The sequence below is a fragment of the Colwellia sp. Bg11-28 genome (assembly GCF_002836245.1).
Classification (GTDB): domain Bacteria; phylum Pseudomonadota; class Gammaproteobacteria; order Enterobacterales; family Alteromonadaceae; genus Colwellia; species Colwellia psychrerythraea_A.
This window is the reverse complement of record NZ_PJBA01000006.1, coordinates 644,745-670,513: the sequence shown is the minus strand read 5'-3', so window position 1 is coordinate 670,513 and position 25,769 is coordinate 644,745. Positions and strand designations below refer to the sequence as shown.

The window sequence follows — 25,769 nt, the reverse complement described above, 5'->3', positions numbered from 1 at the left end:
TGACTACACTGGTAATGTTCATTACACGAACAGTAGCCAGTAGCTATTGATGTCTTCTTTTAATTTAAAATTTAAAGATGTAATAACAACTCAATAATAAAACAGGCAGGAAACTATTATTATGAAAAATATACTCCCACTCATGTGGGTAATTATACTAATGTTCGTGATCTCCCAAGGCGTTAGCGCCAAAGGAAAAAAAGAAATCCCCAAATCAGAGTATGGCTCCTACATTGTTATTATGGACCTGAACCCTGCAATTGCTTATGAGGGCGATATCAAGGGCTTTAAGGCCACTAAACCGGGCAAAAATAAAAAGATAAACCCCAAAAGCGCTAATGTTCGTAAATACACCAGCATGCTCAGCAAGACCCACGACGCGGCTCTTGCAAAGGCTAATGTCAAATCTAAAGACAAGGTGCATGACTACGGCATCGCTCTTAACGGCTTTAGTGCCAAAATGACTCACGAGCAAGCCGTAGCTCTTTCCTCGCAGGATGGTGTCGCGAAAGTTATGCCCGATGTATTGCGCCAGAAGATGACGGATAACAGTCCCAGTTTTCTTGATTTAGGTGGTCCGGCGGGTCCCTGGCTTAAAGGTTATGACGGCGAAGGCATCGTTATCGGCGTAATTGATACCGGAATCTGGCCAGAACATCCGTCGTTTACTGACGACGGATCTTACAGCACCCCCCCTATTTTACTTGATGACTCGCGTCCAAATTGCGAATTTGGCAACACGGGACACCGTCCAGATGATGTTGCCTTCAGCTGTAACAACAAACTGATTGGTGCCAGACAGATGCTGGACACTTATCGCCTTATCGTGGGCGCAACGAGTGATGAGTTTGACTCTGCTAGAGACGAAGATGGACATGGAACTCATACTTCTTCAACATCAGGCGGAAATGCAAACGTCCCAGCGAATATGTTAGGCAATGACTATGGTCTGATTTCAGGCATTGCCCCAAGAGCTCACATCGTTATGTATAAAGGGCTTGGTGATCTGGGCGGTTTTGGATCTGACCTAGCAGCTGCTATTGACCAGGCAGTAGCTGACGGTGTAGACGTTATCAACTACTCCATCGGATCAAGTAGCTTTGCAATCGGTCCCGATGATGTTGCCTTTTTGTTTGCCGAGAATGCCGGAGTGTTTGTTGCGACATCGAATGGTAACAGCGGTCCAGCCCCAGCTACAACAGGTTCCCCTGCCTCAACACCGTGGGTAACCTCTGTGGGTGCCAGCACCCAGAATCGAACTTATCAGGGCTCGGCCTCTTCAGTCGGAGAGTGGGAATTTTTTGGAGCTTCAATCACTGCAGGCACCGCTGAATTAGCACTAATCGATTCTGCAGAAGCGGGGAGTGAACTATGCATTCCCGGTGTTTTAGATCCAGTGGCAGTGGCCGGGAAAATTGTCCTGTGTCTTCGGGGGGCTATTGCCCGTGTAGACAAAAGTAAGGCAGTAAATATTGCTGGTGGCGCAGGCATGATCCTCTACAATGCCAACGACGACGAGAGTCAAGTTACTGATTCACACTGGGTTCCCTCTGTGCATATCAACAATACAGACGGTCTAGTTATCAAAGGCTATATCTCTAACGATGCCTCAACTGCGGTTGCCCAAATAATGGGTGGCACCTATACAGAAATAGACGCACCTTCAATGGCTGGCTTTTCATCTCGAGGCCCCAACCTGTTATCTGGGGATATTATCAAACCAGACGTAACAGCTCCCGGTGTTAACATCATTGCGGGCCAAACACCCGCATCCGAAGGCCGTGGTGAACTGTTTCAGATGATATCCGGAACGTCCATGTCCAGCCCTCATGTGGCTGGTTTGTTTGCAATGATCAAACAAGCTCACCCTAACTGGTCGCCATCTACCGCCAAATCGGCCCTGATGACCACCGCGTATCAGGATGTGATGAAGGAAGACGAAGCGACTCCAGCTGATGCGTTTGATATGGGCGCTGGTCATGTTAACCCCGGCGGCAAAGCAAACAAGGGATCGATATTTGAGCCCGGCCTTGCCTATCAAGCAGGTTTGTTCGAGTATGCAGCTTATAGCTGTGGCGCCGAGCTCGGCATATTTAGTCCGGGAACCTGCGGCTTTTTGGAATCCTTAGGGATTCCTACTGACCCGGCTAATCTCAATCTGCCTTCTATCGGTATAGCCAATGTTATCGGCAGCAAAACCGTTTATAGATCTGTTACTGGGGTCGCCAAAGATAGCGGTTGGAGAACTTACAGCGTTGACGTTGATGCTCCTGCTGGATATGAGGTTTCGGTGTTGCCAGCCAGCATAAAACTTAAATCCGGTATGTCGGCAACTTATGCAGTTACCATTACCAACACGGCATCTCCTGCAGGCGAGTGGGCCCACGGCTCCATCACTTGGAGAGATTCAAATGATCATTATTCCGTGTACAGCCCAATTGCAGTCAAGGGGGCTCTATTTGAAGCACCTGCTAACATCACTGGAAGCAGTGAGACTGGCAGCGCAAGCATTGACGTGACTTTCGGCTACACTGGTGATTACACGGCCAGCGGCTATGGTTTGACTGCAGCCACTGTTGATATCGACAGCGTTGTTCAGGATCCGGATCAAATATTTGACCCAGGCGATACATTCTCTAACGCACACGCTATTGTAGTAAGTGGTGCGGCGTATTTACGAATTGCGATCCCCGGCGTAGCTGATCCGAACGCAGATCTGGATATATTCCTTTTGGACTCTGTTGGTAATATCGTTGGCGTGAGTGCCAATGGTGGTACCGATGAGTTGATTGAAATGGAACTTCCAGGAGATGACACCTACACCCTTTGGGTTCACGGTTGGTCTGCCCCAGGCGGGAGCACTGACTATGAACTTTACAGCTGGGTAGTTCCCATGGCTAGCGGCAGTCTGACAGTTGCCAGTGCACCCAGTTCAGCAACATTGGGTGCGACGGAGACAATTGGCGTAGACTGGACCGGTGCAACCAATGGAAAATGGCATTTTGGAGTAATAGGTCACTCTGACGCAGGAGGCCTGATAGGCGCTACCTTAGTTGAAGTAGATAACCGCTAGTTAACAACTAACGGAAAGTTGAAAGGCCCTTTATGGGCCTTTTTTTATGTTTGCTCAGCGAAGTTGGCAAGGGCGTTACTGGCTGACGGTGAGTCTGAAGGAAGTCATAGGAGGATAGAGGTACACAACTAACCGTAATCTGTTTCGGCGGTATTGGTGGGTAAGCCACCATAATAGCGCGAAGCCCTATACTTAGTCAGACCAATCTGTGTTTGAGGGTAGAAGCATAAACGGCTAGCGCATTTTAATCCCAGATTCTAACAGGTTTGAGCGATAATCATCGTCAAGCCCTGCCATTTTCTTTTTTCTCGCCATACTAACTAACTTAGTCGTATCTTGTTTAAATAGTGTCATCGCTATCTTTCGCATTACATTAAATACATGAGGACCTTGCTTTCTACATATTCTCGATTCATCTACTCTAAAGGTCATATCAAGCATCCAATGTATACTTTCAACTTGCCAATGACTACGAACCGCATTGAGCGCTTGCACTACGTGCAAATCTAACGAGCTAATATTCCAACGGGTTTCTGCTGTATCTTTGCCTGTTGATTTATCATGAACTTGAGTGTGAACTTTAATAATGCTTTTCAGTCCAGACCGTCGATAAGCTTTTGCCAACCATTTTTTATCAATTAGCGTTCTGAGATGTATTCCCACTAGCAGCTTTGAGCTTTCAGAAGACATATGTTTCACTTAACCAAAATACCCCAATGACTGGCAACAACGCCACTAAAGCGGTCATAGAGCCTTTAAATTAAGAAGTTTCTCCTCCAGCATTGCAACCATTAGTTAGTTTCATAATTGTCTAAAAATTGAATCATACCTTTTAAGGTGCTACTTTAATCTAACAAAGAAAAACAACTTAAAATTACAGGGAATATGAAGTTTTTTACTGAATTAAAACGTAGAAATATCTTTAAAGTAGCGAGTGTTTATTTACTCACCACTTGGCTAGTGTTGCAAATTATCGCTGTTATCTCCCCCTCTCTTAATCTACCTATAATGTTTGGAACAATCGTTACTGTTGTTCTTATTATTGGTTTTCCTATTTCGTGCGTAATAGCTTGGGCATTTGAACTCACCCCTGAGGGTATGAAGTTCACTAAAGATGTCGAGGAAGATGAATCTATTCGTCAAGAAACAGGTCAAAAACTCAATGCATCTTTAATGTTTATAATAGCTCTGTTAATAAGTTTTATTGTTTATGACAAGTTTTTTACTTTTCAAATCAATGAAAAATTAGACTTAACCATTGCTGTATTACCTTTTAAAGATATGAGCCCTGGAGGGACTCAACAGTATTTTGGTGACGGTATTGCCGAAGAAATATTAAACTCATTAACAAAAATATCTAGCCTTAAAGTTATAGCTAGAACATCCTCCTTTCAATTTAGAAATGAAAAAAAGGATATTAACCAAATTGGAAAACAATTAGGTGCTCAGTTTATTTTAGAAGGAAGCATCAGAAAATCAGAAGACAAACTAAGAGTTACTGCTCAGTTAATTGATGCGACCACCCAGCATCACATATGGTCGGAAACTTACGACAAAAAGTTAACAGATGTTTTTGTTCTTCAGGATCAACTCACATTTGCTATTACTCAAGCATTGAAGCTCAACATCCTTAAAGGTGACCTTCAAAGTTCTGCTTTAGCAAAATCAGATAATCCCGAAGCCTATAAGCTTTATCTAAAATCATTACCTTTATTTCATCAACGTACTCCTTCAGGCATAAAAGATGCCGAGAAGTTACTGGAAAAAGCCATTGAACTAGACCATGATTTTTTATTAGCTAAGGCTCAACTTTATAACCTTTATGCAAGATATAATCGTTACATAAGAGCATTAAATATTGAACAGCAAAAAAATGCTGAACTATTGATTAGAGATTTACTATCGTCTCCAGAGAAGTTTGCTGAAAAAAGTATGGCCATTGGCATGTGGCTTTCAGGCGAGGGTTATAACGTTCAGTCTATTGAGTATTTTAAACATAGTGTTAGTGAGTTCCCTTCAAGCAGTGAGTTAAAGTTTATTTATGCTTATTACGCCAATATATATTCGCACTTGTCTAGGAATGACATTATTGAAATGCATAAAAGTGTTTTATCTAAAGACCCCTTAAATACCTCTTCAAGAAGCAATTTGATGAGCCTTTATCAGAAAGAAAACCGTCTAGCTGAGATGAGAGAGGTAATAGATAAAGGCAGAGAATTACAACCTCAACATATACAAAGTATTAGGGATGAGATATTTGGATTGATTGCTGAAAATAATATTTCATCTGCTTTTAAAATCATAAAAAAATCTAATGATGATAATTTAAAATACTATAGAAATTCTTTAGGTTCTTTTTTCAATGAGATTACTTTTGAACAGGCTTTGAAAATTGGTGACGATTACTTGATAGCAGTTGAGTTGGCAAAATTAGTGAGAGATAAAGGAATACAATATCAAGAAGTAGACTTTGGTCATATGGATAATTTACGAACAAAATCAATTACATTATTTAGCAAAAGTTTATTAGGTGACATCAAAGATGTGAACAGCTATGTTGAAAATGAGCAACACTTTGTAGGTTTCATTGAAGGTGTTATCCCTAATCTAAACAATAAACTTGATTATAGTATTTATGCTATTTACTTAAATGAAAAACTCAAAAATAGCATGGATTTTGAAAGCTATAATCAAACCTTAATTGAGCATGGCTATGAAAATTGTAATGGCTATCCTGCTTTAGTTGAAAAATGTTTTACTTACAACATTTTGTCTGGTCAATATACAGCAAAAGAAATAGTCGCATTAATGCTAAAAAACAAAGGAGTGATAATATTACCTATAAATATCGCAATGCTGCCGCTTATAGAAACTAACTATTGGTATTCAACAATTGCAAACGAACCAGAATTTATAAATTTAGTTAAGAGTGCTCTAAAGAACTAAACTTAGTGCCATAAGAATGACTTTATAACCACCTACTCTTAAGGTGAAATTGCAAAATAGCGGTATTAAAGTCTGAATTGATGAACGCTATAGACTCAAAGTTAACATCAAGTGATGGAAGTTCAATGGCAGCTTAGAGCCTTGAAGTCATCCCAATGCAACTTCGCGACTGACGGCAATGGTAGCTTAGTTAACATAGAGGCTGAATGACTTATTGGTAAAAAGTCATCATCAAAAGCTTAAAGTTTTTATCTATGGGGAACGTCAACTATCGGGAAGCTGCTAGAGGAATGTGATTGTTAAGCCATTTCCGCTGTAGATCAAAACATACAAAAATTTTCAAATACTAATGTCTTCATCACGCCCTGAGTCTTTCAGTCAACTATTTTTAACAATAATAGTGGCGACTCTCTATCTCTGAGTGACTTCAGATATTTCGTTTCACTATAGTTCGTTCTCGACTTCCAGCAACGAAATAAAATCCGGATCCACTTAAACGCTAATGACCTTACCGCCGACTGATGAGAATTCCCCTTCCTTCTTTGTTGGGTGTAATACAAACCTGCCCAATAAGATGAATGAACGGTTTTAGCTGACCATTCTATAAATGATTGTCGAAGGAATGTTGAGCATTGCCAGCGCCAATGTACCCATGATTTTTGTCCGCTTCTGACGGTTACAGGAGCGACGCCAGCGTACATTTGTACTTCTGATGCAGTCGTAAACCGATCTCTATTTTCACCAAAGGCGACGAGTAACCGTGGTGCCATGCAAGGGCCTGCACTCGGTAAAGATTCAAAGAACTCTGCATCTGGTTGTTCATGAAATAACTTGTCTATCTCGATGTCGAACATGCCAATAGCTCTAACTGTTGTTATTATTTGATCTGAAATTGATATTGCTAGAAGCTGATGTGAATCAATTATAGCGGTATCTTCGGTGATGTATTGAGCATGATTAATGATCTCAATCCGCTTTTCAATTAGTGGCACTGAGCGCCCACCAGCAGCTAAAAAGAACTTTCTTATGGTATCCGCTCTTGCTCTTTTCAACTTTTGCAAACTAGGCCAGCGATGAATAAAATTGCAAAACATTTCCGAATCTCGATGGCTAAACATCTCTAATAATTGAGGAAAGTATTGTTTAAGGACGTATATCAATCGATTCCCAAAACGTCTTCTATCCTCAACTAATCGGCGTCGTTGCTCCACCAGGTACATGAGCTTCCGTATTGGTGTACTTTGTAAAGCAAGGGGTTTGATTTTTTTAGGGTAATTAATCATTAAATCCAAAGCTAACTCAGCATCTGTTGGATCATCTTTAGCTTTGCTCGGTGTAAATGCTTCACGATATTTAGCTAGCAGCAAGGGATTGATAGGGAAGATTGTGATGAAGTTGTATTTTTGCAAAGCATACACAATCGGTCCTTTTGTCAGCTCAATAGATATGGCCAGTTGCCCTCCAAATCGTTGATGTAAAGACTGTACCCAGTCATCTATTTTTTCTGGTGAGTGAGTTAAAACTCCAAATTCACGGGTCGATTGATTGACACCTTGAATACAAAAGTCGTGTTTTTTATCTGCCCAATCAATACCTATATGAGCAGTAAATTCAGTAGTGAACGTAGTCATATTACCTCCTAAACATTAAGGCGTTCAGTCAGTATGCTCAGCTCTTCGAAAGCAATATAGCCAGTAATGAATGGTACAAGCCCTGAGTATTCGTTATTGAGCTTAAGCGTACCTAAAACATCGAAAGCAAAGGAGTAAACATTTAATGTTATGTGGCAATTATTCGTATGAAATAGGCACTTACCTGAACAGATTAAGTATGGTCTTTATCAGGAGTTAAAGACTATATTGTGGCATAAGTCTATTTATTTTTCGATGTTGGCCAAACAAAGGAAGCGGGCTTGGTGGAAGTCGTTTCTGCTACTGCTGTATTCTGGGCGAGTATCCCCCTGATTAATTTCCCCGTTTCTTTATGCTTACTACAAAATGTTTTTAGATATAAAATTTCAACTCTACTGCGTGCCCAAGGAGTTGTACGCAGAAATTTCAAACTTGATTTAAGACGCGGTTTATTGGTGAAACAACGAATGTTAAGTAACTCACCCATCTTATCCCAACCAATTTTCTTCTCCAGTTCGGTTAGAATCTGTTCAAGTTTCACGCCGTGTAGCGGATCATTACTATTATTCATAGTCTACCTAAAATCAAAAAAGAGCATTGTAACAAGTTTCCTAAATATTGACAGACTTATGCGTTTAACTCAGGTAAAAGTGCACCAAGAACTTTATGGAACAGTTAATGTCCCCAGTGAGCTTGAAGCGGACCTTAGGATTAACTAGTTGCTAGCTTCCACTAAGCGTATAAAGAAGCCCTTTATTATAATTATTTCCCCCAAGATAAACGTTAACTCAACCCTATTATTTTAGAGTTTTTTTAGGATTAGAGTCACAATTTATTTGAATATATCCACCACCATAAAATGGTGACAGCATTAATAATTAAAGTTAATCCCCATTAATCAAGCTATTATTGGTCATAGTGTTAATAATAAAGTTTGCATGGCTTAGTATTAACAAAAAAATAAAAACCTATCAGGAGTAAGCGATGTTAGAAATGGCTGTGATATATCTCGCCGCGGCAATAATTGCGGTGCCCATAGCAAAGCGTGTCGGCTTAGGCTCCGTACTAGGTTATTTGCTAGCTGGCATTTTGATTGGACCATTTTTATTGGGGTTAGTAGGCGATCAAACTGATGTAATGCATTTTGCCGAGTTCGGTGTTGTGATGATGCTATTTTTAGTGGGCCTTGAATTACAGCCTTCTCGTTTGTGGAAGTTAAGACACTCCATTATTGGCTTAGGCGGCTTGCAAGTTGTGGTGACAACCCTATTAATTTCTGCGGCCTGCTACACCATTTTGTCACTGGCATGGCAAACCTCGCTTGCCATAGGCTTAATGTTGGCACTTTCATCAACCGCCATTGTTTTGCAGACATTAAATGAAAAAGGTTGGATAAAACAAGAAGCGGGTCAAAACGCCTTTTCAGTCTTACTTTTTCAAGATATTGCTGTGATCCCCATTTTGGCATTAGTCCCTTTATTAGCATTTAGTGACAACATTAGCGACTCAGGCTCTCACGGGAACTTGATTGAACATTTTCCGGTGTACATTCAAACAGCGATATCAGTCGGTGTGATTGCCGCCATTATATTGGCTGGTAAGTATGTTTCAGCACCTTTATTTCGTTATATCGCCGAGACACGCTTACGAGAGTTGTTTACCGTCTTTGCTTTGTTTCTTGTGATAGTGATTGCGGTAATCATGCAAAAGATAGGTCTATCACCTGCCCTAGGAACATTTTTAGCCGGTGTGGTTTTGGCCGAAAGTGAATTTAGACATGAATTGGAAGTAGATATTGAACCGTTCAAAGGGCTTTTACTTGGTTTGTTTTTTATTACTGTCGGTGCATCAATAGACTTTCCATTATTGTTTGAAGAGCTGGGTTTAGTGACATTGTTAGTGGTGTCATTAATTGCTATCAAAGCGGCTGTTTTATTCTTGCTATCTATTTTATTCAAAATGGAAAAAAAGCAAAAACTGCTCTTTACACTTGCCTTAGCGCAAGGGGGTGAGTTTGCTTTTGTACTGCTATCACTCACCTCTTCCTTACAAATACTCACGCCAGAACAAAGTAAAATTACTACCTTGGTAGTCGCCATTTCTATGCTGATGGCGCCTGTTTTATTGATATTCTATGAAAAAGTACTCGATAAGGAAGCAGAAAATGCTAGAGAATTTGATAAACCAGAAGATATTGAAGCAACAAAAAGCGTTATCATTGCCGGTTATGGTCGTTTTGGTCAAATAGTCGGTCGCCTTCTTGGCTCTCAAGGCTATCACTTATCTATTCTAGACCACAGTCCAACGCAAATAGATCTGCTGAAAAAATTTGGTAATAAAGTCTTTTATGGCGATGCCGCTCGAAAAGACTTATTAGAAGCTTCGGGCGCGCAAGAAGCACAATTATTAGTAATAGCCATTGATGATGCCGATAAAATCATTGAAATAGCCCAGCTTGCTCAAAAACATTATCCTAATTTACAAATTGTCGCCCGTGCGATTGATCGACATCATGCCTATGAGTTAATGCGTATTGGGGTAAAAACCATTAAACGAGAAACGTTCGAGTCAGCCTTAGGCTTAGGTGTTTCAGCGCTAGAATTACTCGGAAATAGCCAAGAAAGTGCTAAACGTGCAGGTCAATTATTTTCAGAGCATGATAGAGAATCAATGCATGTTTTATCTGAAGTATGGGGTGATGATCATAGTTATGGGGTTGCCGTTAAACAACGTATGGAACTGCTTAAACAAGTACTCGTCAGCGATGAAGAAGAGCAAAGTAAAATACAGACTTGCCAAAAATCACCTGAAGCCTAAGTGTAAATGGCATAAAGAAAAATGGTGGCATAACGAGCTTTTTAAGTTCGATTATTAGCACTGGCATAACAGCCATGTGCTAATAATCAATGATATTTGCAAAAGCTAAGCTCTTAATAAAATGTTTACTGCTGTCTTTTATACATCAGCCCTACATAGCGTTTAATTTCCGAGTCGAAATTATCATATAAGGGTCTATATAGTGGTCCCAGCTTTTCACTAACATCTAGTATAATTTCATTAGGCTTTTTATTCTCTTGGTAACCCTCTTTTACAAGTTTCCAAACACCCGCAACTAAATCAGCATCGCGTTTCACCGATTTGCCTGTCGTCGCTTCACCATGTCCCGTTAAGACAATTTCAGGGTTCAACTTTACTACATCATTAAGAGTATCAATCAAGTTAGGTACATCACCATGGTAAGTAAGAATCGGCATCCATTGCGAACTCAAAACATCTCCACCAAATATAATTTTCTGTTCGGGTAACCACATTAAAACATCACCTGGAGAATGTGCATCATTTGAGAAAATGAACTCAACATCCACTCCACCAAAATTACGCTTTTCTCCTTGAGCCAACAATAAAGATGGATACACAACATGAGTGGAACCAGTCGCCCCTTCGGTCATGCGAGAAAAAGCATCTACCGGTCCTTGTCCGTCTTCGTTCATTATTGTAACCGCTCGAGCACTTGCAATTATCTCAGCGCCCGTATCTGTAAATCCTGCATTACCCAACCAATGATCCGCATGACTATGGGAGTTAACCACCCAACGAACCGGCTTCTCCGTGACTGATTTAATCGCTTTTTTAATTTCGTTACCAATGATTTCAGAAGATCCTGTATCAAATAACAGCACTCCTTTTTCGGTAACAACAAAATGACTATTGGAATTCCAGCCTTTATTCTCAGGTGTTGGTAAACCAAATGATGGTGAAACGATACTATAGACATTATCGGAAATCGGTGTCACCGAAAAATCAAAGCTCTCATTTTTTGCCCATGCACTATTGAACGTTGAACCAATCAGACAAAGAGTAATTATAATTTTTTTAAAGGTTTTCAACATATATTCCTACTTTAATAGGTGACTGTAGTAGATGACTTCGTCGATAATTTTAATCGCGTGTATTTCTATACTCGTTACCAATTAAGTTATAGCGTATTGGCTAACTTACATTTTTATAACAAAGCATCAATTTTAAATAAACGTCTTTGAGATGAACTAGCGACTTTCTAAGTTGAAAGCTAAATTAATGCTGACAAAAGCCAACAAAACTTCCTCATGAAATCCTAGAATACTGACTAGAATATTCTTACTGTTATCATCTTTAACTAAAGAAATCGTACAAAAAATAACCTACAATTAATACTATGACTTGGAAGCTCGGGATTATTTACCCACCCCTAACGCTGAGGTTATCGAATATGAAACAGTCTATGAAGTATATTAAGGTGATTGAAACGGTAGAGGTCAATGGCTGCTACTTAAAAGAACATCGGCACCACAGCGAACGCCGTAACATGTTAAAGCTACATTTTATTTACTACGAAAGACGGTCACACAATCGCCGCGAACAATCACTCGAACTCGATATCGAGGCTTAATTATTTTTAAAAGCCAAAATGAAAAGCGGCATGGTCATTAACCATTACCGCAGTAGATCCTAATTCGCTGGCTTGTTTCTATTTTTACTCAATGCCGTAACACTTGAACCAATCACTAAAATGACGGCACCAATGATACTGAGTGTATTTAGTGGCTCTATAGCTATTGCTTCAGGCAAAATGTAGTTGGTAAGTTGCATAAACATTAACGTTAATAACGGTGTTACTGCTAACGTTGCACTTACTCGTGATGCTTCCCAATGCTCAAGAGCTTCCGCAAAAGCACCATAGGCCACAAGGGTATTTGCCCCACAAAAAATTAACAGTAACCAGCCGATAGTATCTAACTCTAATACTAACGAAGGTACAGATGATGGTAAAAACACCAAGGTGCCCGATAAATAAATGAGTATCATGATTTCTTCTGAGGCAAAATGTTTCAACAATTGTTTCTGCGCTAGTGCATAAATAGCCCACAGAATTGCTGCAAGAATAATGAAGAAGAGACCAAGCGCATAATCACCATGAAAATTAAGTAATTGTTCAAAACGTTGATTGAAAAATAACAACAGTCCTAAAAAGAACGTTAATAAGCCCACTTTTTGCTTGGTATTAAATGATTCTTTAAAAACACAAACACCGCCGATAAGTAATAACATTGGGGCTATTTGAATCATAACCTGCGTGCTTTCAGGCGATGTCAATTCCAGTCCCATCATATACATAATGTAATTTGCTAATAGGCCAACGATGGTCAGTGTCATTAACACCATTATTCGTCTATTTTTTAGCGACGATAATGAAGGTAAACGTTTAGTGACTAATAGATACCCGCCTAAAAATACTGCAGCAATAAGAAAGCGATACCAGGTAATGGTGTTTACATCCATATACTGTAAAAGCCCTTTTAAGGCGATAGGCAAAATGCCCCATAAAATCGCCGTAGTAAGAGATAAAAACAAACCCAGTCGCCATCGACCACTAATTTCATGCATAGAAAAACACTCAGTTAACAACGCTAACGTTAGCACTGCTTTCAAAAATGTGGATTATCTAGAAACTCGATAGCAAAAGCTATTATTTTTAAGCCTTGTTTGCATTTAAAAATAGAACATCATTATTTTTATCCTCGATGGAGCAAAAAAACATCTAATGATGCAATATGAGTAAATTGCGCTGTGTTTCTTATGTTCGCAAGAATCGGGTTGAGTAATAAACGACCTTAGTTAAGAATGAATACATTATCGTGTTTTGGAATGTATTATGTCTCTAACGAGATTACTCAGTTTAGGCGGTTTGTGGGACGGTACTTGCGTACAGGTTTTCTCCAACAACTACTTTTAATAAAAAGGGACTGAAAAATGGATAACTTTGAGTCACATCGTCACTACCAAATTGTTGAAAAAGCGATACAGTTCATCAATACGAATTTTGATAAACAGCCGACACTTCTAGATATTGCTGGTTCGGTACATATGAGTGAACATCATTTACAACGAGTGTTTTCTCAGTGGGCAGGCATTTCACCTAAACGATTTTTACAGTTTATTACTAAGCAAGCGGCTTTAGACGCTTTACAAAACACCAATAACTTACTTGATGCAAGCCATAGCATAGGACTCTCTGGCTCAGGAAGATTACATGATCTTTTAGTAACATGCGAAGGCATGACACCCGGTGAATTAAAAGGAGGTGGTGAAGGTGTGATGATTCAATACGGTGTTTGTTCAACTCCTTTTGGTGAGGCAATTTTAGCTTGGACGTTAAGAGGCGTTTGCTATCTTCAGTTTATAAAAGATAAGCAACAACCAGTGATTGATGAGTTATATCGACAATGGCCCAACGCCAGTATTACCCCCAATAGAGAAGAAGCGGTGCAAATGGGCAACGGCATTTTTTCATCATCGCTTGAACGAGGAAAAATTCATTTATTACTCAAAGGAACGAACTTTCAAATAAAGGTTTGGGAAGCATTAATTAATACTCATTCTTCACAACAGCTTTCCTATTCACAAGTTTCACAACTAATCGACTCTCCAAAATCTGCCAGAGCCGTAGGTACTGCCCTCGCAAACAATACCATTGGTTACTTGATACCTTGTCATCGTGTCATAAAAAATAATGGCGAAATTGGCAATTACCGTTGGGGCATTGAACGTAAAACTGCCATGCTTGCATGGGAGCGAGCTTCATTAGAAGAGTCTAGTTAACTATTGCTTTAATTTTAGAGACAGCAAGGTAGCCATTGCAACAAATACACTTGATATCCACAAACAAGCTTCCAAACCATAGTTTTGATATACCCATCCTGACAGCACGGTACCTATTAACCTGCCCATGGCATTAGCCATATAATAAAAACCAACATCAAGGGATACACCATCACTTCCAGCATAACTAACGATAAGATAACTATGTAGGGAAGAATTGATAGCGAAAACTGCACCAAAGATGAGTAATCCGATAATAAGAGAAGCTTGCACGTGAAAATTGAAATGTAATGCCAAAGCAATAGCCGCAGGTATTAGGGTTAAATAACTCGCCCATAAGAATGCATCTCTGCCCGTAGGAGCGTTACCTTGTTGTATTCCGCTGCCCTTACCTGTCGTTTTTGAGGTACCTCTATTTGTAACTAATGGCGCAGCAGATTGACCGAGACCGTACCCAATGATCCAACTTGCCATAAACCCACTAACGGCCCAATGGTCCCAATCAAAAGATACCGCTAAAAACACAGGTAATGCGACAACAAACCAAACATCTCTCGCGCCAAATAAGAACAGTCGTGCAGCAGAGAGTATGTTGATTGACGCACTTTTAGAGAAAATATCTTTAAATTTAGGTTTGTTTTTCGCTTTACCTAAATCTTCTTTCAATGCGAATAAACTAAATAGCCACACTATAGTTAATAGTGAAGCCATTAAAATAATTGCACCGTTGAATTCAAGTAAAGTAAGTAATAATCCACCTAAAAAGAACCCAACACCTTTTAAGGCGTTTTTAGAGCCAGTCAGAATAGCAACCCATTGATAGAGCTTACCTTCTGCTCCTTCAGGCACCAGTAATTTAATCGAGCTTTTAGCACTCATTTTATTCAAATCTTTAGCAATACCTGACAATGCCTGAGCAACCATGACATAGATAACGGTTAGCATTTCAGCAGGAACGGCCAACATAGCCAGCGCGATTATCTGCAAGGCTAAACCAATATTCATGGTTTTATTTAACCCAAGCCTTGCGCCTAACCACCCACCAATAAGGTTAGTGATAACACCAAAGATTTCATAAAATAAAAACAGCATGGCAATATTAAACGGGCTGTAACCTAACTGATGAAAATACAGCACAACAAGCATGCGTAACGCGCCATCTGTTAAGGTAAACGCCCAATAATTACCTGTTATCACCAAGTATTGCTTCACTTGATTAGACAATGCAGGTGATAACCCTTTGAGTGATGAAAGCCCCATTATTAATTAAACCTTGTCCGCCAGTCCAACCATAAGAGCCAATTCGGCTGTTCTATTTGCATAACCCCATTCATTGTCATACCAAACATAGAGTTTTACTTGAGTGTCATTTACAACCATCGTAGACAAGGCATCAATAATGCTTGAACGCGGATCCGTTTTATAATCAATTGACACCAACGGACGTTCTTCATATCCCATAATGTCTTTTAACTCACCTTCAGCTGCTTCTTTAAGTAACTGATTCACTTCTTCAACGCTTGTGCCTCGAGCAAGCTCAAAAACACAGTCAGTAATTGATGCATTAGCTAAAGGAACACGTATCGCATGACCATTTAACTTTCCTTTAAGCTCTGGGAATATATGCGTAATAGCGGTAGCAGAGCCAGTGGTTGTCGGAATTAAACTCATGCCACACGCACGCGCTCTGCGTAAGTCTTTATGGGGTGCATCTAAAATAGTTTGCGTATTGGTTATGTCATGAATAGTAGTCATTGAACCGTGCTTAATACCTATTTTCTCATGAATAACTTTTACCACGGGCGCTAAACAATTAGTGGTACATGAAGCCGCTGTAACAATAGGATGAATGGCTTTGTCATATAGCTCTTCATTCACGCCCATAACGATATTCAACACTCCTTCTTCTTTTACTGGCGCTGTCACCACAACACGCTTTACGCCTTGTGCTAGATAAGCTTCTAATAGAGTTTTAGTTTTTATTTTCCCCGAAGCCTCAATAACTACATCACACTGAGACCAATCAGTATCTGATGTGGCGGTGTTTTGTGTATATGAAATTGCTTTACCGTTTATAACGATTGAATCACCTTCATGCGTCGCCTCATGGTGCCAACGCCCATGGATTGAATCAAATGTCATCAGGTGTGCCATTGTTTCAGCATTTCCCGCTGGATCATTAATTTGAATGATTTCTATATCATCCCAATCAAATGCTGCACGCATTGATAAGCGTCCCATACGGCCAAAACCGTTAATACCAATTTTAATTGTCATAAACCTGTCCTAAATAGTGTGATAGAAATTATAAATAAAAAGTAAAATAATCAGACTGTACTGACTTTTTGTTGTTAATGAGTCGAGCACGACATTGATTAAATTATTTTCTCAACCATGATTCAATATCTTCCCTGTGCGGAATAGAGCCACTGTGTACATTTATTTCATCAATAATGACCGCAGGCGTACTCATTACGCCATACCCCATAATGACTTCAAGATCGGTTTCTTTAACTACGTGTACGTCTATATTTAATTCATTCGCTATTTTTGTAATTACTTCAACGGTTTTTGTACATTTAGCACAACCAGTTCCGAGTACTTTTATTTCTTTCATCATATTTTCCTTGTTGAATTTAAGCGTAAATAAAGGGAGTCAGATAATTAAAAATCCAACCAATTAATGTAAACGCAACGAGTAGAAGTACAAAAAGCACTGCCAATAATCGCCACTGCATTACTTGTTTTAACAAAATAAACTCAGGGAAGCTTGCAGCTACGGTACTCATGCAAAAAGCGAGGGTTGTACCAATAGGAAGCCCCTGTTTAATTAAACTTTCCATCACAGGAATAACGCCGGTAGCATTGGAATATAAGGGTATTCCAAGTAATACCGCAGAAGGAACTGACCACCATTGACCATTACCTAAATGTTCTTCAATCCAACCTTCAGGAACAAACCCATGTAAAGCAGAGCCTAGGCCTACACCAATAATTACCCACTTCCATACTCGTCCAAAAATTTCTAACATCTCCTCTTTTGCAAAAGTATGTCGCTCTTGTAAAGATAACTTTTTGATCTGTTTTGAGTTAACGGTAGAAGATAGGTTTTTACCACGTTCTAAGGCTTTTGCGGCAAAAGATTGCAACCAACGTTCGGCTTTAATCGCATCAAGGAATACACCACCTAAAATACCAACAGACATGCCAACAACGACGTAAAGTAGTGTGAATTTCCATCCTAATAAGCTGAGTAACAACAAAACAGCTACTTCATTAATTAACGGTGACGTAATGAGAAATGACATCGTTATGCCAACAGGAATACCCGCCGAGGTAAAACCTAAAAAGACTGGAATACTTGAACAGGAACAAAATGGCGTTATTGCGCCAAAGCTAGAGCCTAAGAGATAACCAACACCTTTATGCTTGCCTGCTAAATAATCACGAACACGTTCAACATTCATAGAAGCTCTTATCAGCGCAATAACGTAAATCATGACTAGCAATAAAAAGAATATTTTAGTGGTATCTTCGATAAAAAAATGAAGCGCATCACCTAACTTCGTTGATTTTGATATCTCTAGTACATCAACAACTAACCAGGTAGCAAAGTCGGTAAATACCTCAAACATGCGTTTCCCCAAACCAGCTTTGTATCTGATTAATAAAATAAACTAATGACAACATAACGGGCACTTTAATTAAATTATAATTGCTTAATAAATAATTTTTAGTTGTGAGGTTATACGGTAGTTTCATCCAATATATCCTTAAATAGTTATTTACAAAAATTTGCTCTATCAGGTCTATTTTGCATTTTAGCTAAACGCTGAAGTTCGTTATGTATCTGCGAAATATTATTTTCTGTCGTCTCTGCAATCACAGACTTAGCCCATAACGGCAGTTCAGGATTAATACGATAAAACACCCATTGACCGTGTTTTCTATCGGTAATAACCTTGGCTTTTTTAAGGACGGCAAGGTTTCGAGATACCTTAGGTTGGCTACCTTCTTCCATCGCTTCCATCAATTCGCAAACACAAAGTTCGCCATGATAATGCGTCAACATAAGTGCTTTTAAGCGAATATCATCGGTCAGGCATTTATAAAAAGAGATTGGTTCAAAGTCAGTGAGTTGGTTATTCACTTCCGTAATCGAATTTATTTGTGGAGTACTTTCCGGGCTAATAGCGTTTTTTTCTACCGATAGAAACATAGATAAACGGCTGTTAAGCTCAGTTAATGTGGTAGAAAATGGATTATTACCCGCGCGTTCTTTGGGATCGGGAAAATCCCATGCTAATTGCTTTACTGCATTAGGATAACTTCTACATTCGTTGTTTGCTTTATTACAGAGTGTAATGACGTAATCAAAAACAATACCTTCAAAGGTAGTTACATTTTTAGAAGCTAATCCCTTAGTATCTACGCCAAACTTTACTAATGCATCAATTGCTCGAACATCAACGGCATCAGGTTGAGTACCTGCACTATGAACTTCAAAGTGCTCACCCGCTTTATGTTTCAGTAATGCTTCAGCCATTTGTGATCTGGCAGAATTACCCGTACAAAGAAAAAGAACTTTTTGTCTACTTGTATTTGTCATAGAAAATTAAGCTAAAAACAACATACTAAATATTGTATATATGATTTTTCATATATACAAGCCATTTCATCCTTATTAGTATCGACCACGATAGAGTCTAATTAACTTTCATGCCTGTATACATAGCTCAGGGATGTCATCCTTGTGATGTACTCATCGGGGATCCAGCTCCTAAAAAAGGAGGGAACGTAGATCAGAAACTTCGAAGATGACGTTTACAGTAAGGTTCAGAGTTAACTACATAGGCATGTTAACTTTTGAAGCTATATCACCTTAGGGCCAAAAAAGCCCTTCTACAGGGCTTTGATTAATGGAGTAATGTTTGAAGGCAGAAAGCTTAGAGCTTAATCACCGCCATTTTATCCTGAGACATATCATGCATGGTATAAGCAATGCCGCCAGTATTATAGCCAGACTGTTTTCGCCCAGCGAAAGGCATCCAATCAACACGAAAAGCCGTATGGTCATTCACCATCACCGCAGTAGCATCCAATTCGCGTATTGCTTTGGTTGCGACATCGAGGTTTTTGGTGAACACCGCAGCTTGAAAGGCATAATCTAATGAATTAGCTTGCTCAATGGCATCATTGATATCGTCGTAACCATAAACACAAACCACAGGACCAAAGATCTCCATAGTCGAAACTTTCGCATCCGCTGGCGGCTCAAGCAGCACGGTTGGTGCATAAGTGCTCTCACCCAAGCGTTTACCTCCTGTAACTAAAGTTGCGCCAGCAGCTACGGCTTCATCAACCCACTCGGCAACGCGATCAACTTCTTTAGGGCGAATAAGTGGGCCACATTCAGTTTTCTCATCAATAGCATTGCCCACAACAAGTTTTGCAGCGCCGTCAGCCAACAATTGTGCAATAGCTTTGGCCATCTCCTTAGGCGCATAAATGCGTTGCACTGACACACACACTTGTCCTGAATGATAAAAGCCACCTTTAAGTAAACTTGGGATCATCGCTTCAACATCGGCACTTTTTTCGATAATAACAGGGGCAACTCCGCCATGTTCTAGCGCGCAACGTGTACCAGGTGCTAATTTAGAACGTAACATCCAACCAATTTTAGCCGAACCAATAAAGCTAAAAAATGCGACTCTTGGATCGGTGATCATTTTTTCAGAGGTTGGAATATCACAAGCAACAAAACGACACCACTGTGGAGGTAATCCTGCTTCATGCAAAATATCAACAAATGCTTTACAAGATAATGGCGTATCGCGTGCTGGCTTAACTAACACGGGACAACCTGCAGCAATGGCCGGAGCCACTTGATGAACAATTAAATTCAATGGGTGGTTAAACGCAGAAACAGCTACTACCACACCGATAGGCTCTTTGGTGGTAAAGGCTATTCTGCCCGCACCCGCTTGGGTTAAATCCATCGGGATTTGAGTACCGGTTAGTTTTGAAATCTCTTTTGCGCAAAGCTCTACGCCATCAATGGCTCTGGTGACTTCAACTCGCGCATCGACCAGCGGCTTTCCTCCTTCATTAGCAATTAAAAAGGCTAATTCATCGGCTCTTTCTGAAATCAACACCGCCACTTTTTTGAGAATACTGACACGCTCATATGCCGGGATCCACTGATTACAATCTTTATAAAGCTGATGAGCCGTTGATAAATATTTATCAATATCATCCCACATTACGGTTGCTAGAGACGCTATGTAAGCTTGATCATATGGATTAACAACATCGAGTGTTTCAGGTACCTTGTTATTTTCTGCTACATCATTTTGTTCTACATTGTCCATGATATATTTCCTTCAAAATTAAGTTAAAAATTGTTTGCCTCTTAAAAATGAAGCGTTATATCAAACAAACCTTTTTAGCCAATTCATCAATTAAAACTTTTTGATTCTCAGAGTAATCAACAGGTAACTCAACAAGATGAACACCCCCAGCTGAAAACGCTTTTTCATAAGTAGGAATAATATCCTCAGCTGACGTGACTCTATGCCCTGTTGCGCCATAACTTTCTGCGTATTTAACAAAGTCAGGATTATTAAATTCTAAGCCCCAATCAGCAAAACCAGCACTGGCTTGCTTCCAACGGATCATGCCATATGAATTATCATTTAAAACAGTTACTACTAAGTTCAATCCTAGACGAATTGCCGTTTCTAACTCTTGTGAATTCATCATAAAACCACCATCACCACATATCGCCATCACGCGTTGGTTTGGATTTAACATGGCAGCCATCATAGCTGAAGGTAAACCTGCTCCCATGGTGGCAAGTGCATTATCAAGCAATACGGTATTGGATTGATAAGCTTTATAATTACGTGCAAACCAAAGTTTATAAATACCATTATCTAAAGCAATGATATCTTGATCACCCATAACCTTTCTAATATCGGCAACAAAACGCTGAGGAATAATAGGAAAACGTGCGTCGTCTGCCCCTTCTTTAATATGTACATCAATGGCGAGTTTTATCATTTCAAAATAGCCTCGGTCAAACTCAACCTCACCGCCAAGTTTGTCTTTTAACGCATTAACGGAAGCGGCTAGATCGCCAATAATTTCTAATTGTGGAAAATAGACTTGATCAACTTGCGCAGATTTATAATTAACATGAATAACCTTCTTACCGCCCTCTTCCATAAAAAATGGCGGTTTTTCAATAACATCATGTCCGATATTAATAATCAAATCTGCCCGTTCAATCGCGCAATGTAAATAATCACCCGCCGATAATGCTGCAGTCCCTAAAAATAAACTTGAACGTTCATCCACAACCCCTTTACCCATTTGCGTGACAAAAAATGGAATACGGGTCGAATGGACAAAGTCACACATGGCTGCTCGAACATTTTGACGATTCGCACCAGCGCCAATTAATATCAATGGCATTTTAGCGGCCTTTATTAACGCAACAGCCTCTTCTAGTGGCACATTACTCGGGCTGGCATAATATCGTTTGTGCGGTGTCATCACACTTTCAGTGCAGTCTTCTGCAGCAATATCTTCAGGTAACTCTAACAACACGGCTCCCGGTCGCTCTTCTTCTGAAAGGCGAAAGGCTTCACGCACTAGGGAAGGAATAGTATCGCCATGTACAATTTGTTTAGACATTTTACAAATAGGCGCGAACAAGCCAACCACATCAATAATTTGAAACTGACCTTGTTTTGACTTTTTAATTGGCTTTTGTCCGGTAATCATCAGTAACGGCATACCACCTAAGTGAGCATAAGCTGCGGGGGTAGACAAATTGGTAGCACCAGGACCCAAGGTAGCCATGCAAACACCAGTTTTACCAGTAAGTCGACCATAGGTCGCAGCCATAAAACCCGCGCCTTGTTCGTGGCGAGTTAATACCAGTTTGATGGAAGATTTACGTAAGGACTCAACCATATCCAGGTTCTCTTCCCCGGGTACAGCAAAAATGTGATCTACTCCTTCAGCTTCCAATGCTTGCACAAATAAATCTGATGCTTTTTTCTTATTATTCTCACTCATAATTTTTCCCTAATCAGCCTACACATAGCTCATTAAATATGATGAACATTGCCTGACAACCCATTTAATGAAAACGTAATTTATACCCGTTACCATTCAAGATGCAGGACTTCAGTGGGAATTAAAATTACTTTAGACAAGGCAAATAATTTAAGCATAGTCATTCTATGGTTTGATTATTTAACGCCGTATAAAGTGACTTTAAACCCATCGAAGAAGCACTCTGAAACTTGCATCTTGATTGGTGACGGGTAAATACTTATTATAAGATTCTAGACCATAGAAAAAATGCTTCCATGAATATGGGTATTTAAGCGTTATATTTAAGGTAAATATTCAGATAATAAACGGACGTATCTAACTTAATAACTAGGTACTCGCATTGGAGGGTTCAGTGCGAGTATAGTGTTGGTGTAGTAATTTTATGTAAAGCACAACGGTTCAAGGAAAATTATTCAAATTAGCAGTATTTATATCTGCACAATAAAAAACGCCAAAAGAGGCGTTTTAAATAATGAACCTGAAAGGAACGTCACTATCATTATGAGTTATTAGTCACTCTATTTATCAAAGTCATTCCATTAATTAACCTCAAATGTTCTTACACCGTTAGCATCCGTGTCATTTTCCCATACTTCATATCTTGGGTTTTTCATGTCTTCAAAATACCAGATAGCCATCACTAAACGATTCTTATCGTTTGCAACGGTTAATGTGCCAGCGTAGTCACTTTGAATAGAAGTACGTAGTAAGCAGCTATTATAATTTACTTTAATACCCTCTTCTCCATCAGTAAAGTCGGTACACAATGATAAATAAGCATTGCGATTACCGTCATTCTTGTAACTGACCGCTAAGGCATATTCTGGCTTAAGAAGAAATTTTCTTGAGACAATAAGATCAGCCGTTGACTCATAAGTGGCATTCGGATCTGGCTCGACAATCGTGCTTACCACTGGAGGTTCAGGCACTTCGGCCACGGGCTCTTCAACTGCTACTACAACAGGATCAGGCGTCGAAGAATCGTCACTTCCACCTCCGCCACACCCCATCATTAGTAAACTCATTAGAAATATCGAAGTATTGTTAGTAAGTTTCATGGGTTTCTCCTTATTGTTTAAATACATTGTTAGTAGCGCTATTTTCAACGGTAAACCAATCTACATTTAATTCACCTGAAGAAGTAACGAAGCTATGAAAGTTTGGATAAGCATATTTAATATCCATATACTCTACTGGATGCTCCCACTCATAAGGAATGCTAATAGCCCACGGCATACCATTAGCATTAATAAAGTACTCTCCAATTTCAGCATTTGAAACATCATCGCCACGACCTAAGAAATTCGCTTGAAAGGCTTCTGTCGGTGCTTGATTTTTAAGGTGTATCTCAAACCTTCTACCCGGCGCCTCCCCAAATACGTAGTTTCTTTCTTGCCCTTCAGTAGAGAAGATAAAGGGGTCATAAGGGAAATCTGCTACATCAACTTTGTTTACATTAGCTTCCATAGGAATTTCCAATGAAAAGGTCATTTGAATGTTTGAACCACACTCCGCCTCTGTTCGATAATACTTACAGTCTTCACCGGCAGTAACAAAATCCCAGAGATCATTGGCGATAATAAAAATCGCTTCATCTCTATCTACTTCAAGTGGCGTAACACCTTGTTCAACTCCATTTATCTTGAAAATTAAACGACCAGTATCTACTTGATTTCGCAGTAATCCAGGTAGTCTAAAGGCAAAACCGTTACGGTAAGATGCTCCAATGGCTACGATCTCTCCTTCTATTTTAACGCGCATTAAAGTTCCTTCTACGTCGTATGATGACAGGCGATAATGCGCAACTAAATCATTCATATCGTAATCACCTACCAGTGGCCAATTGTCTTCAAAAGCCAGTGTTGCCCAACCGCCTGCAGAAGGATAATGAGTTGCGGTTACATCTTGCTCCGCAATATCAATGGCATAATCTTCCACTTCACCATCAGAAACACCACCAATAGGCGATAAAGATGCTTGAGAACTTAATCTAAATCGCGCCCAAGTTGAGCCGGGTTCACTCCAAGTTGGCACGTCGTAAGCAACAATATTACTGCCAGAACTCACCGCTTCTGCCGTTATAATTTGCTCATCAGCATCAAACGTTCCATCTTTATCTGAATCGATCCAAGCGTTCACAAAGCCATCTGCCGAAGAGGTGATATCAACAATCGAGGTTTTACCTGATTCAAGACCGGTTACAAAATCAATACCGTCATTGTCATTTACTCCAGAGCCATCGTCTGCGTAAGCATTCGGTTCACTCTCCACGGTTTCACCCAAAAATAAGGTACCGTCGCCTACATCATGGCGCGCACCATTATTATTTATACTAGAGCCATAAGAATCAGGGGCATCACCAAAATCGGTTGTAGGAGCATCAAGAGAAATAATAGGGGCAAGCGCACAACGTGCACCATCGTTATTACTAGAAGAAGGGCCATTTGCAAAAAATTCAGCTACTGGATAAGCCCAATTGGTATTAACTCTAAAAATTTTACCGTCATTGTTACGACTGATATATAAGTTACCGGTAACATCAAAATACACTGCACCAAATACACCGCCCTCACCCACGTTACTCAGTTTTACCGAAGTGCCCGCTTCAACATCAATCTTCCAAAGATTACCCCAGCGATCAACCGCGTAAGCAAAGCCGTTATCCGGATGAAAAGCCAAATCATAAATAGCGAGATTGAGGCTAGTGCCGCTAACAATATTCTCCATTTGCAAATAATCGTCACTGCCTTCATCTAATGAAACGCGATACAAACCATAATTACCACCAGGGCGATATAGATAATAAGCATCTTCTACCACAGCAATATCACCCACATAGAAACCTTTATCAGGAAGATTAGCTAGCGGGATAGGGTCGACCTGAAAATCAGAACCAATACGAACGATAGTGCCGTAGTAGTAATTGAATGCGTATAAATAGCGGTCATGCACACTAAATGCCAGTGCATTCATTTTTTGTTGGTTCCAGTCAACAGGTGACGATTTCTCGTAAAATCCCGTAGCAAGCTGAACACTATATAAGTTTGCTAACTTATCCTGAATTAAAAAAGCTTCTGCTGGGCACTCAGTAAAAGATTGTGCCTGTAAGCCAACGTTGGTCATACCTATGGCAAGAATAATGCCTTTAACTGTGTTTTTTCTGACTGAATTTAACATAGTGAACTTCACCTCTACATAAAATTTATTATTGCTATCTATGTAGAGAGCAAAAAGTGCACCAATAATACATAACTATAAAATTCAAACACTTACATAGTAAGTATGTATTAACTGAGTAGCAAGTTACTGAGGTTTTGCGATATGAAAATGCAAATTGCAAAATGAAACAA

At 39.8% G+C, this 25,769-nt stretch carries 17 protein-coding genes and 1 pseudogene; 4 read left to right on the top strand and 14 right to left on the bottom strand.

Features of this window, described 5'->3' with window-relative positions; genetic code table 11:
• Positions 1-121 precede the first annotated feature (121 nt).
• Positions 122-3,073, top strand: a complete 2,952-nt coding sequence (locus CXF79_RS09850; RefSeq protein ID WP_101154806.1) for a S8 family peptidase — start codon at positions 122-124, stop codon at positions 3,071-3,073.
• A 234-nt stretch (positions 3,074-3,307) separates the two neighbouring features.
• On the opposite strand, the pseudogene CXF79_RS09845 reads toward CXF79_RS09850, so the two are convergent.
• Positions 3,308-3,715 (bottom strand): annotated as a pseudogene (locus CXF79_RS09845) (ISAs1 family transposase); the annotation flags it as partial.
• A gap of 243 nt (positions 3,716-3,958) precedes the next feature.
• Here CXF79_RS09845 and CXF79_RS09840 point away from each other — a divergent pair.
• Positions 3,959-6,019 carry an adenylate cyclase gene (locus tag CXF79_RS09840; RefSeq protein WP_011044099.1) on the top strand — a complete coding sequence of 687 codons (2,061 nt, stop codon included), beginning with the start codon at positions 3,959-3,961 and terminating at the stop codon, positions 6,017-6,019.
• A 374-nt stretch (positions 6,020-6,393) separates the two neighbouring features.
• Here the strand turns inward: CXF79_RS09840 and CXF79_RS09835 are convergent, their stop codons facing one another.
• Together CXF79_RS09835 and CXF79_RS09830 are read right to left on the bottom strand one after the other, a co-directional pair.
• A complete protein-coding gene (locus CXF79_RS09835; RefSeq protein WP_101153835.1) occupies positions 6,394-7,650 on the bottom strand; it encodes an IS110 family transposase in 1,257 nt (418 codons plus the stop codon).
• Positions 7,651-7,891: 241 nt separating this feature from the next.
• Positions 7,892-8,221 carry a VF530 family DNA-binding protein gene (locus CXF79_RS09830; protein ID WP_011044101.1) on the bottom strand — a complete coding sequence of 110 codons (330 nt, stop codon included), beginning with the start codon at positions 8,219-8,221 and terminating at the stop codon, positions 7,892-7,894.
• Between the two features lie 413 nt (positions 8,222-8,634).
• Between CXF79_RS09830 and CXF79_RS09825 the strand changes: the two genes are divergently transcribed.
• Positions 8,635-10,467 (top strand): monovalent cation:proton antiporter-2 (CPA2) family protein, encoded by a 1,833-nt coding sequence (locus CXF79_RS09825; RefSeq protein WP_101154805.1) that lies wholly within the window; start codon positions 8,635-8,637, stop codon positions 10,465-10,467.
• Positions 10,468-10,592: 125 nt separating this feature from the next.
• Here the strand turns inward: CXF79_RS09825 and CXF79_RS09820 are convergent, their stop codons facing one another.
• Together CXF79_RS09820 and CXF79_RS09815 are read right to left on the bottom strand one after the other, a co-directional pair.
• Positions 10,593-11,444 carry an MBL fold metallo-hydrolase gene (locus CXF79_RS09820; RefSeq protein WP_232769133.1) on the bottom strand — a complete coding sequence of 284 codons (852 nt, stop codon included), beginning with the start codon at positions 11,442-11,444 and terminating at the stop codon, positions 10,593-10,595.
• 694 nt (positions 11,445-12,138) lie between these two features.
• Positions 12,139-13,074 (bottom strand): DMT family transporter, encoded by a 936-nt coding sequence (locus CXF79_RS09815; protein WP_101156250.1) that lies wholly within the window; start codon positions 13,072-13,074, stop codon positions 12,139-12,141.
• Positions 13,075-13,440: 366 nt separating this feature from the next.
• Here CXF79_RS09815 and CXF79_RS09810 point away from each other — a divergent pair, with 366 nt between their 5' ends.
• Complete coding sequence (locus tag CXF79_RS09810; protein ID WP_101154803.1) at positions 13,441-14,289, top strand: methylated-DNA--[protein]-cysteine S-methyltransferase; 849 nt, start codon at positions 13,441-13,443, stop codon at positions 14,287-14,289.
• Here the strand turns inward: CXF79_RS09810 and arsJ are convergent, their stop codons facing one another.
• The 9 genes from arsJ to CXF79_RS09765 form a co-directional block, all read right to left on the bottom strand.
• Positions 14,290-15,549, bottom strand: a complete 1,260-nt coding sequence (arsJ, locus tag CXF79_RS09805; protein WP_101154802.1) for an organoarsenical effux MFS transporter ArsJ — start codon at positions 15,547-15,549, stop codon at positions 14,290-14,292.
• A 6-nt stretch (positions 15,550-15,555) separates the two neighbouring features.
• A complete protein-coding gene (locus CXF79_RS09800; protein ID WP_011044117.1) occupies positions 15,556-16,566 on the bottom strand; it encodes an ArsJ-associated glyceraldehyde-3-phosphate dehydrogenase in 1,011 nt (336 codons plus the stop codon).
• Positions 16,567-16,669: 103 nt separating this feature from the next.
• Positions 16,670-16,906 (bottom strand): thioredoxin family protein, encoded by a 237-nt coding sequence (locus tag CXF79_RS09795; RefSeq protein ID WP_101154801.1) that lies wholly within the window; start codon positions 16,904-16,906, stop codon positions 16,670-16,672.
• Positions 16,907-16,925: 19 nt separating this feature from the next.
• A complete protein-coding gene (locus CXF79_RS09790; RefSeq protein ID WP_041737070.1) occupies positions 16,926-17,924 on the bottom strand; it encodes a permease in 999 nt (332 codons plus the stop codon).
• Positions 17,925-18,070: 146 nt separating this feature from the next.
• Entirely contained in the window at positions 18,071-18,898 is an 828-nt protein-coding gene (locus CXF79_RS09785; protein WP_101154800.1) for a metalloregulator ArsR/SmtB family transcription factor, read from the bottom strand.
• Between the two features lie 337 nt (positions 18,899-19,235).
• The gene (locus tag CXF79_RS09780; protein ID WP_101154799.1) at positions 19,236-20,663 is read right to left on the bottom strand and encodes an aldehyde dehydrogenase family protein; all 1,428 of its coding nucleotides are present in this window, start codon (positions 20,661-20,663) and stop codon (positions 19,236-19,238) included.
• Positions 20,664-20,718: 55 nt separating this feature from the next.
• Positions 20,719-22,377, bottom strand: coding sequence for an acetolactate synthase large subunit (locus tag CXF79_RS09775; RefSeq protein WP_011044122.1), 1,659 nt, complete (start codon positions 22,375-22,377; stop codon positions 20,719-20,721).
• Positions 22,378-22,958: 581 nt separating this feature from the next.
• The gene (locus CXF79_RS09770; protein WP_101154798.1) at positions 22,959-23,477 is read right to left on the bottom strand and encodes a hypothetical protein; all 519 of its coding nucleotides are present in this window, start codon (positions 23,475-23,477) and stop codon (positions 22,959-22,961) included.
• 10 nt (positions 23,478-23,487) lie between these two features.
• Positions 23,488-25,596 carry an LruC domain-containing protein gene (locus tag CXF79_RS09765; protein ID WP_101154797.1) on the bottom strand — a complete coding sequence of 703 codons (2,109 nt, stop codon included), beginning with the start codon at positions 25,594-25,596 and terminating at the stop codon, positions 23,488-23,490.
• Positions 25,597-25,769: the final 173 nt, after the last annotated feature.

Bases quoted from the DNA above. Each gene is read 5' to 3' on its own strand.
- CXF79_RS09850 (WP_101154806.1), top strand. From the start codon at position 122: ATGAAAAATATACTCCCACTCATGTGGGTAATTATACTAATGTTCGTG.
- CXF79_RS09840 (WP_011044099.1), top strand. From the start codon at position 3,959: ATGAAGTTTTTTACTGAATTAAAACGTAGAAATATCTTTAAAGTAGCG.
- CXF79_RS09835 (WP_101153835.1), bottom strand. From the start codon at position 7,650: ATGACTACGTTCACTACTGAATTTACTGCTCATATAGGTATTGATTGG.
- CXF79_RS09830 (WP_011044101.1), bottom strand. From the start codon at position 8,221: ATGAATAATAGTAATGATCCGCTACACGGCGTGAAACTTGAACAGATT.
- CXF79_RS09825 (WP_101154805.1), top strand. From the start codon at position 8,635: ATGTTAGAAATGGCTGTGATATATCTCGCCGCGGCAATAATTGCGGTG.
- CXF79_RS09815 (WP_101156250.1), bottom strand. From the start codon at position 13,074: ATGCATGAAATTAGTGGTCGATGGCGACTGGGTTTGTTTTTATCTCTT.
- CXF79_RS09810 (WP_101154803.1), top strand. From the start codon at position 13,441: ATGGATAACTTTGAGTCACATCGTCACTACCAAATTGTTGAAAAAGCG.
- arsJ (WP_101154802.1), bottom strand. From the start codon at position 15,549: ATGGGGCTTTCATCACTCAAAGGGTTATCACCTGCATTGTCTAATCAA.
- CXF79_RS09800 (WP_011044117.1), bottom strand. From the start codon at position 16,566: ATGACAATTAAAATTGGTATTAACGGTTTTGGCCGTATGGGACGCTTA.
- CXF79_RS09795 (WP_101154801.1), bottom strand. From the start codon at position 16,906: ATGAAAGAAATAAAAGTACTCGGAACTGGTTGTGCTAAATGTACAAAA.
- CXF79_RS09790 (WP_041737070.1), bottom strand. From the start codon at position 17,924: ATGTTTGAGGTATTTACCGACTTTGCTACCTGGTTAGTTGTTGATGTA.
- CXF79_RS09785 (WP_101154800.1), bottom strand. From the start codon at position 18,898: ATGACAAATACAAGTAGACAAAAAGTTCTTTTTCTTTGTACGGGTAAT.
- CXF79_RS09780 (WP_101154799.1), bottom strand. From the start codon at position 20,663: ATGGACAATGTAGAACAAAATGATGTAGCAGAAAATAACAAGGTACCT.
- CXF79_RS09775 (WP_011044122.1), bottom strand. From the start codon at position 22,377: ATGAGTGAGAATAATAAGAAAAAAGCATCAGATTTATTTGTGCAAGCA.
- CXF79_RS09770 (WP_101154798.1), bottom strand. From the start codon at position 23,477: ATGAAACTTACTAACAATACTTCGATATTTCTAATGAGTTTACTAATG.
- CXF79_RS09765 (WP_101154797.1), bottom strand. From the start codon at position 25,596: ATGTTAAATTCAGTCAGAAAAAACACAGTTAAAGGCATTATTCTTGCC.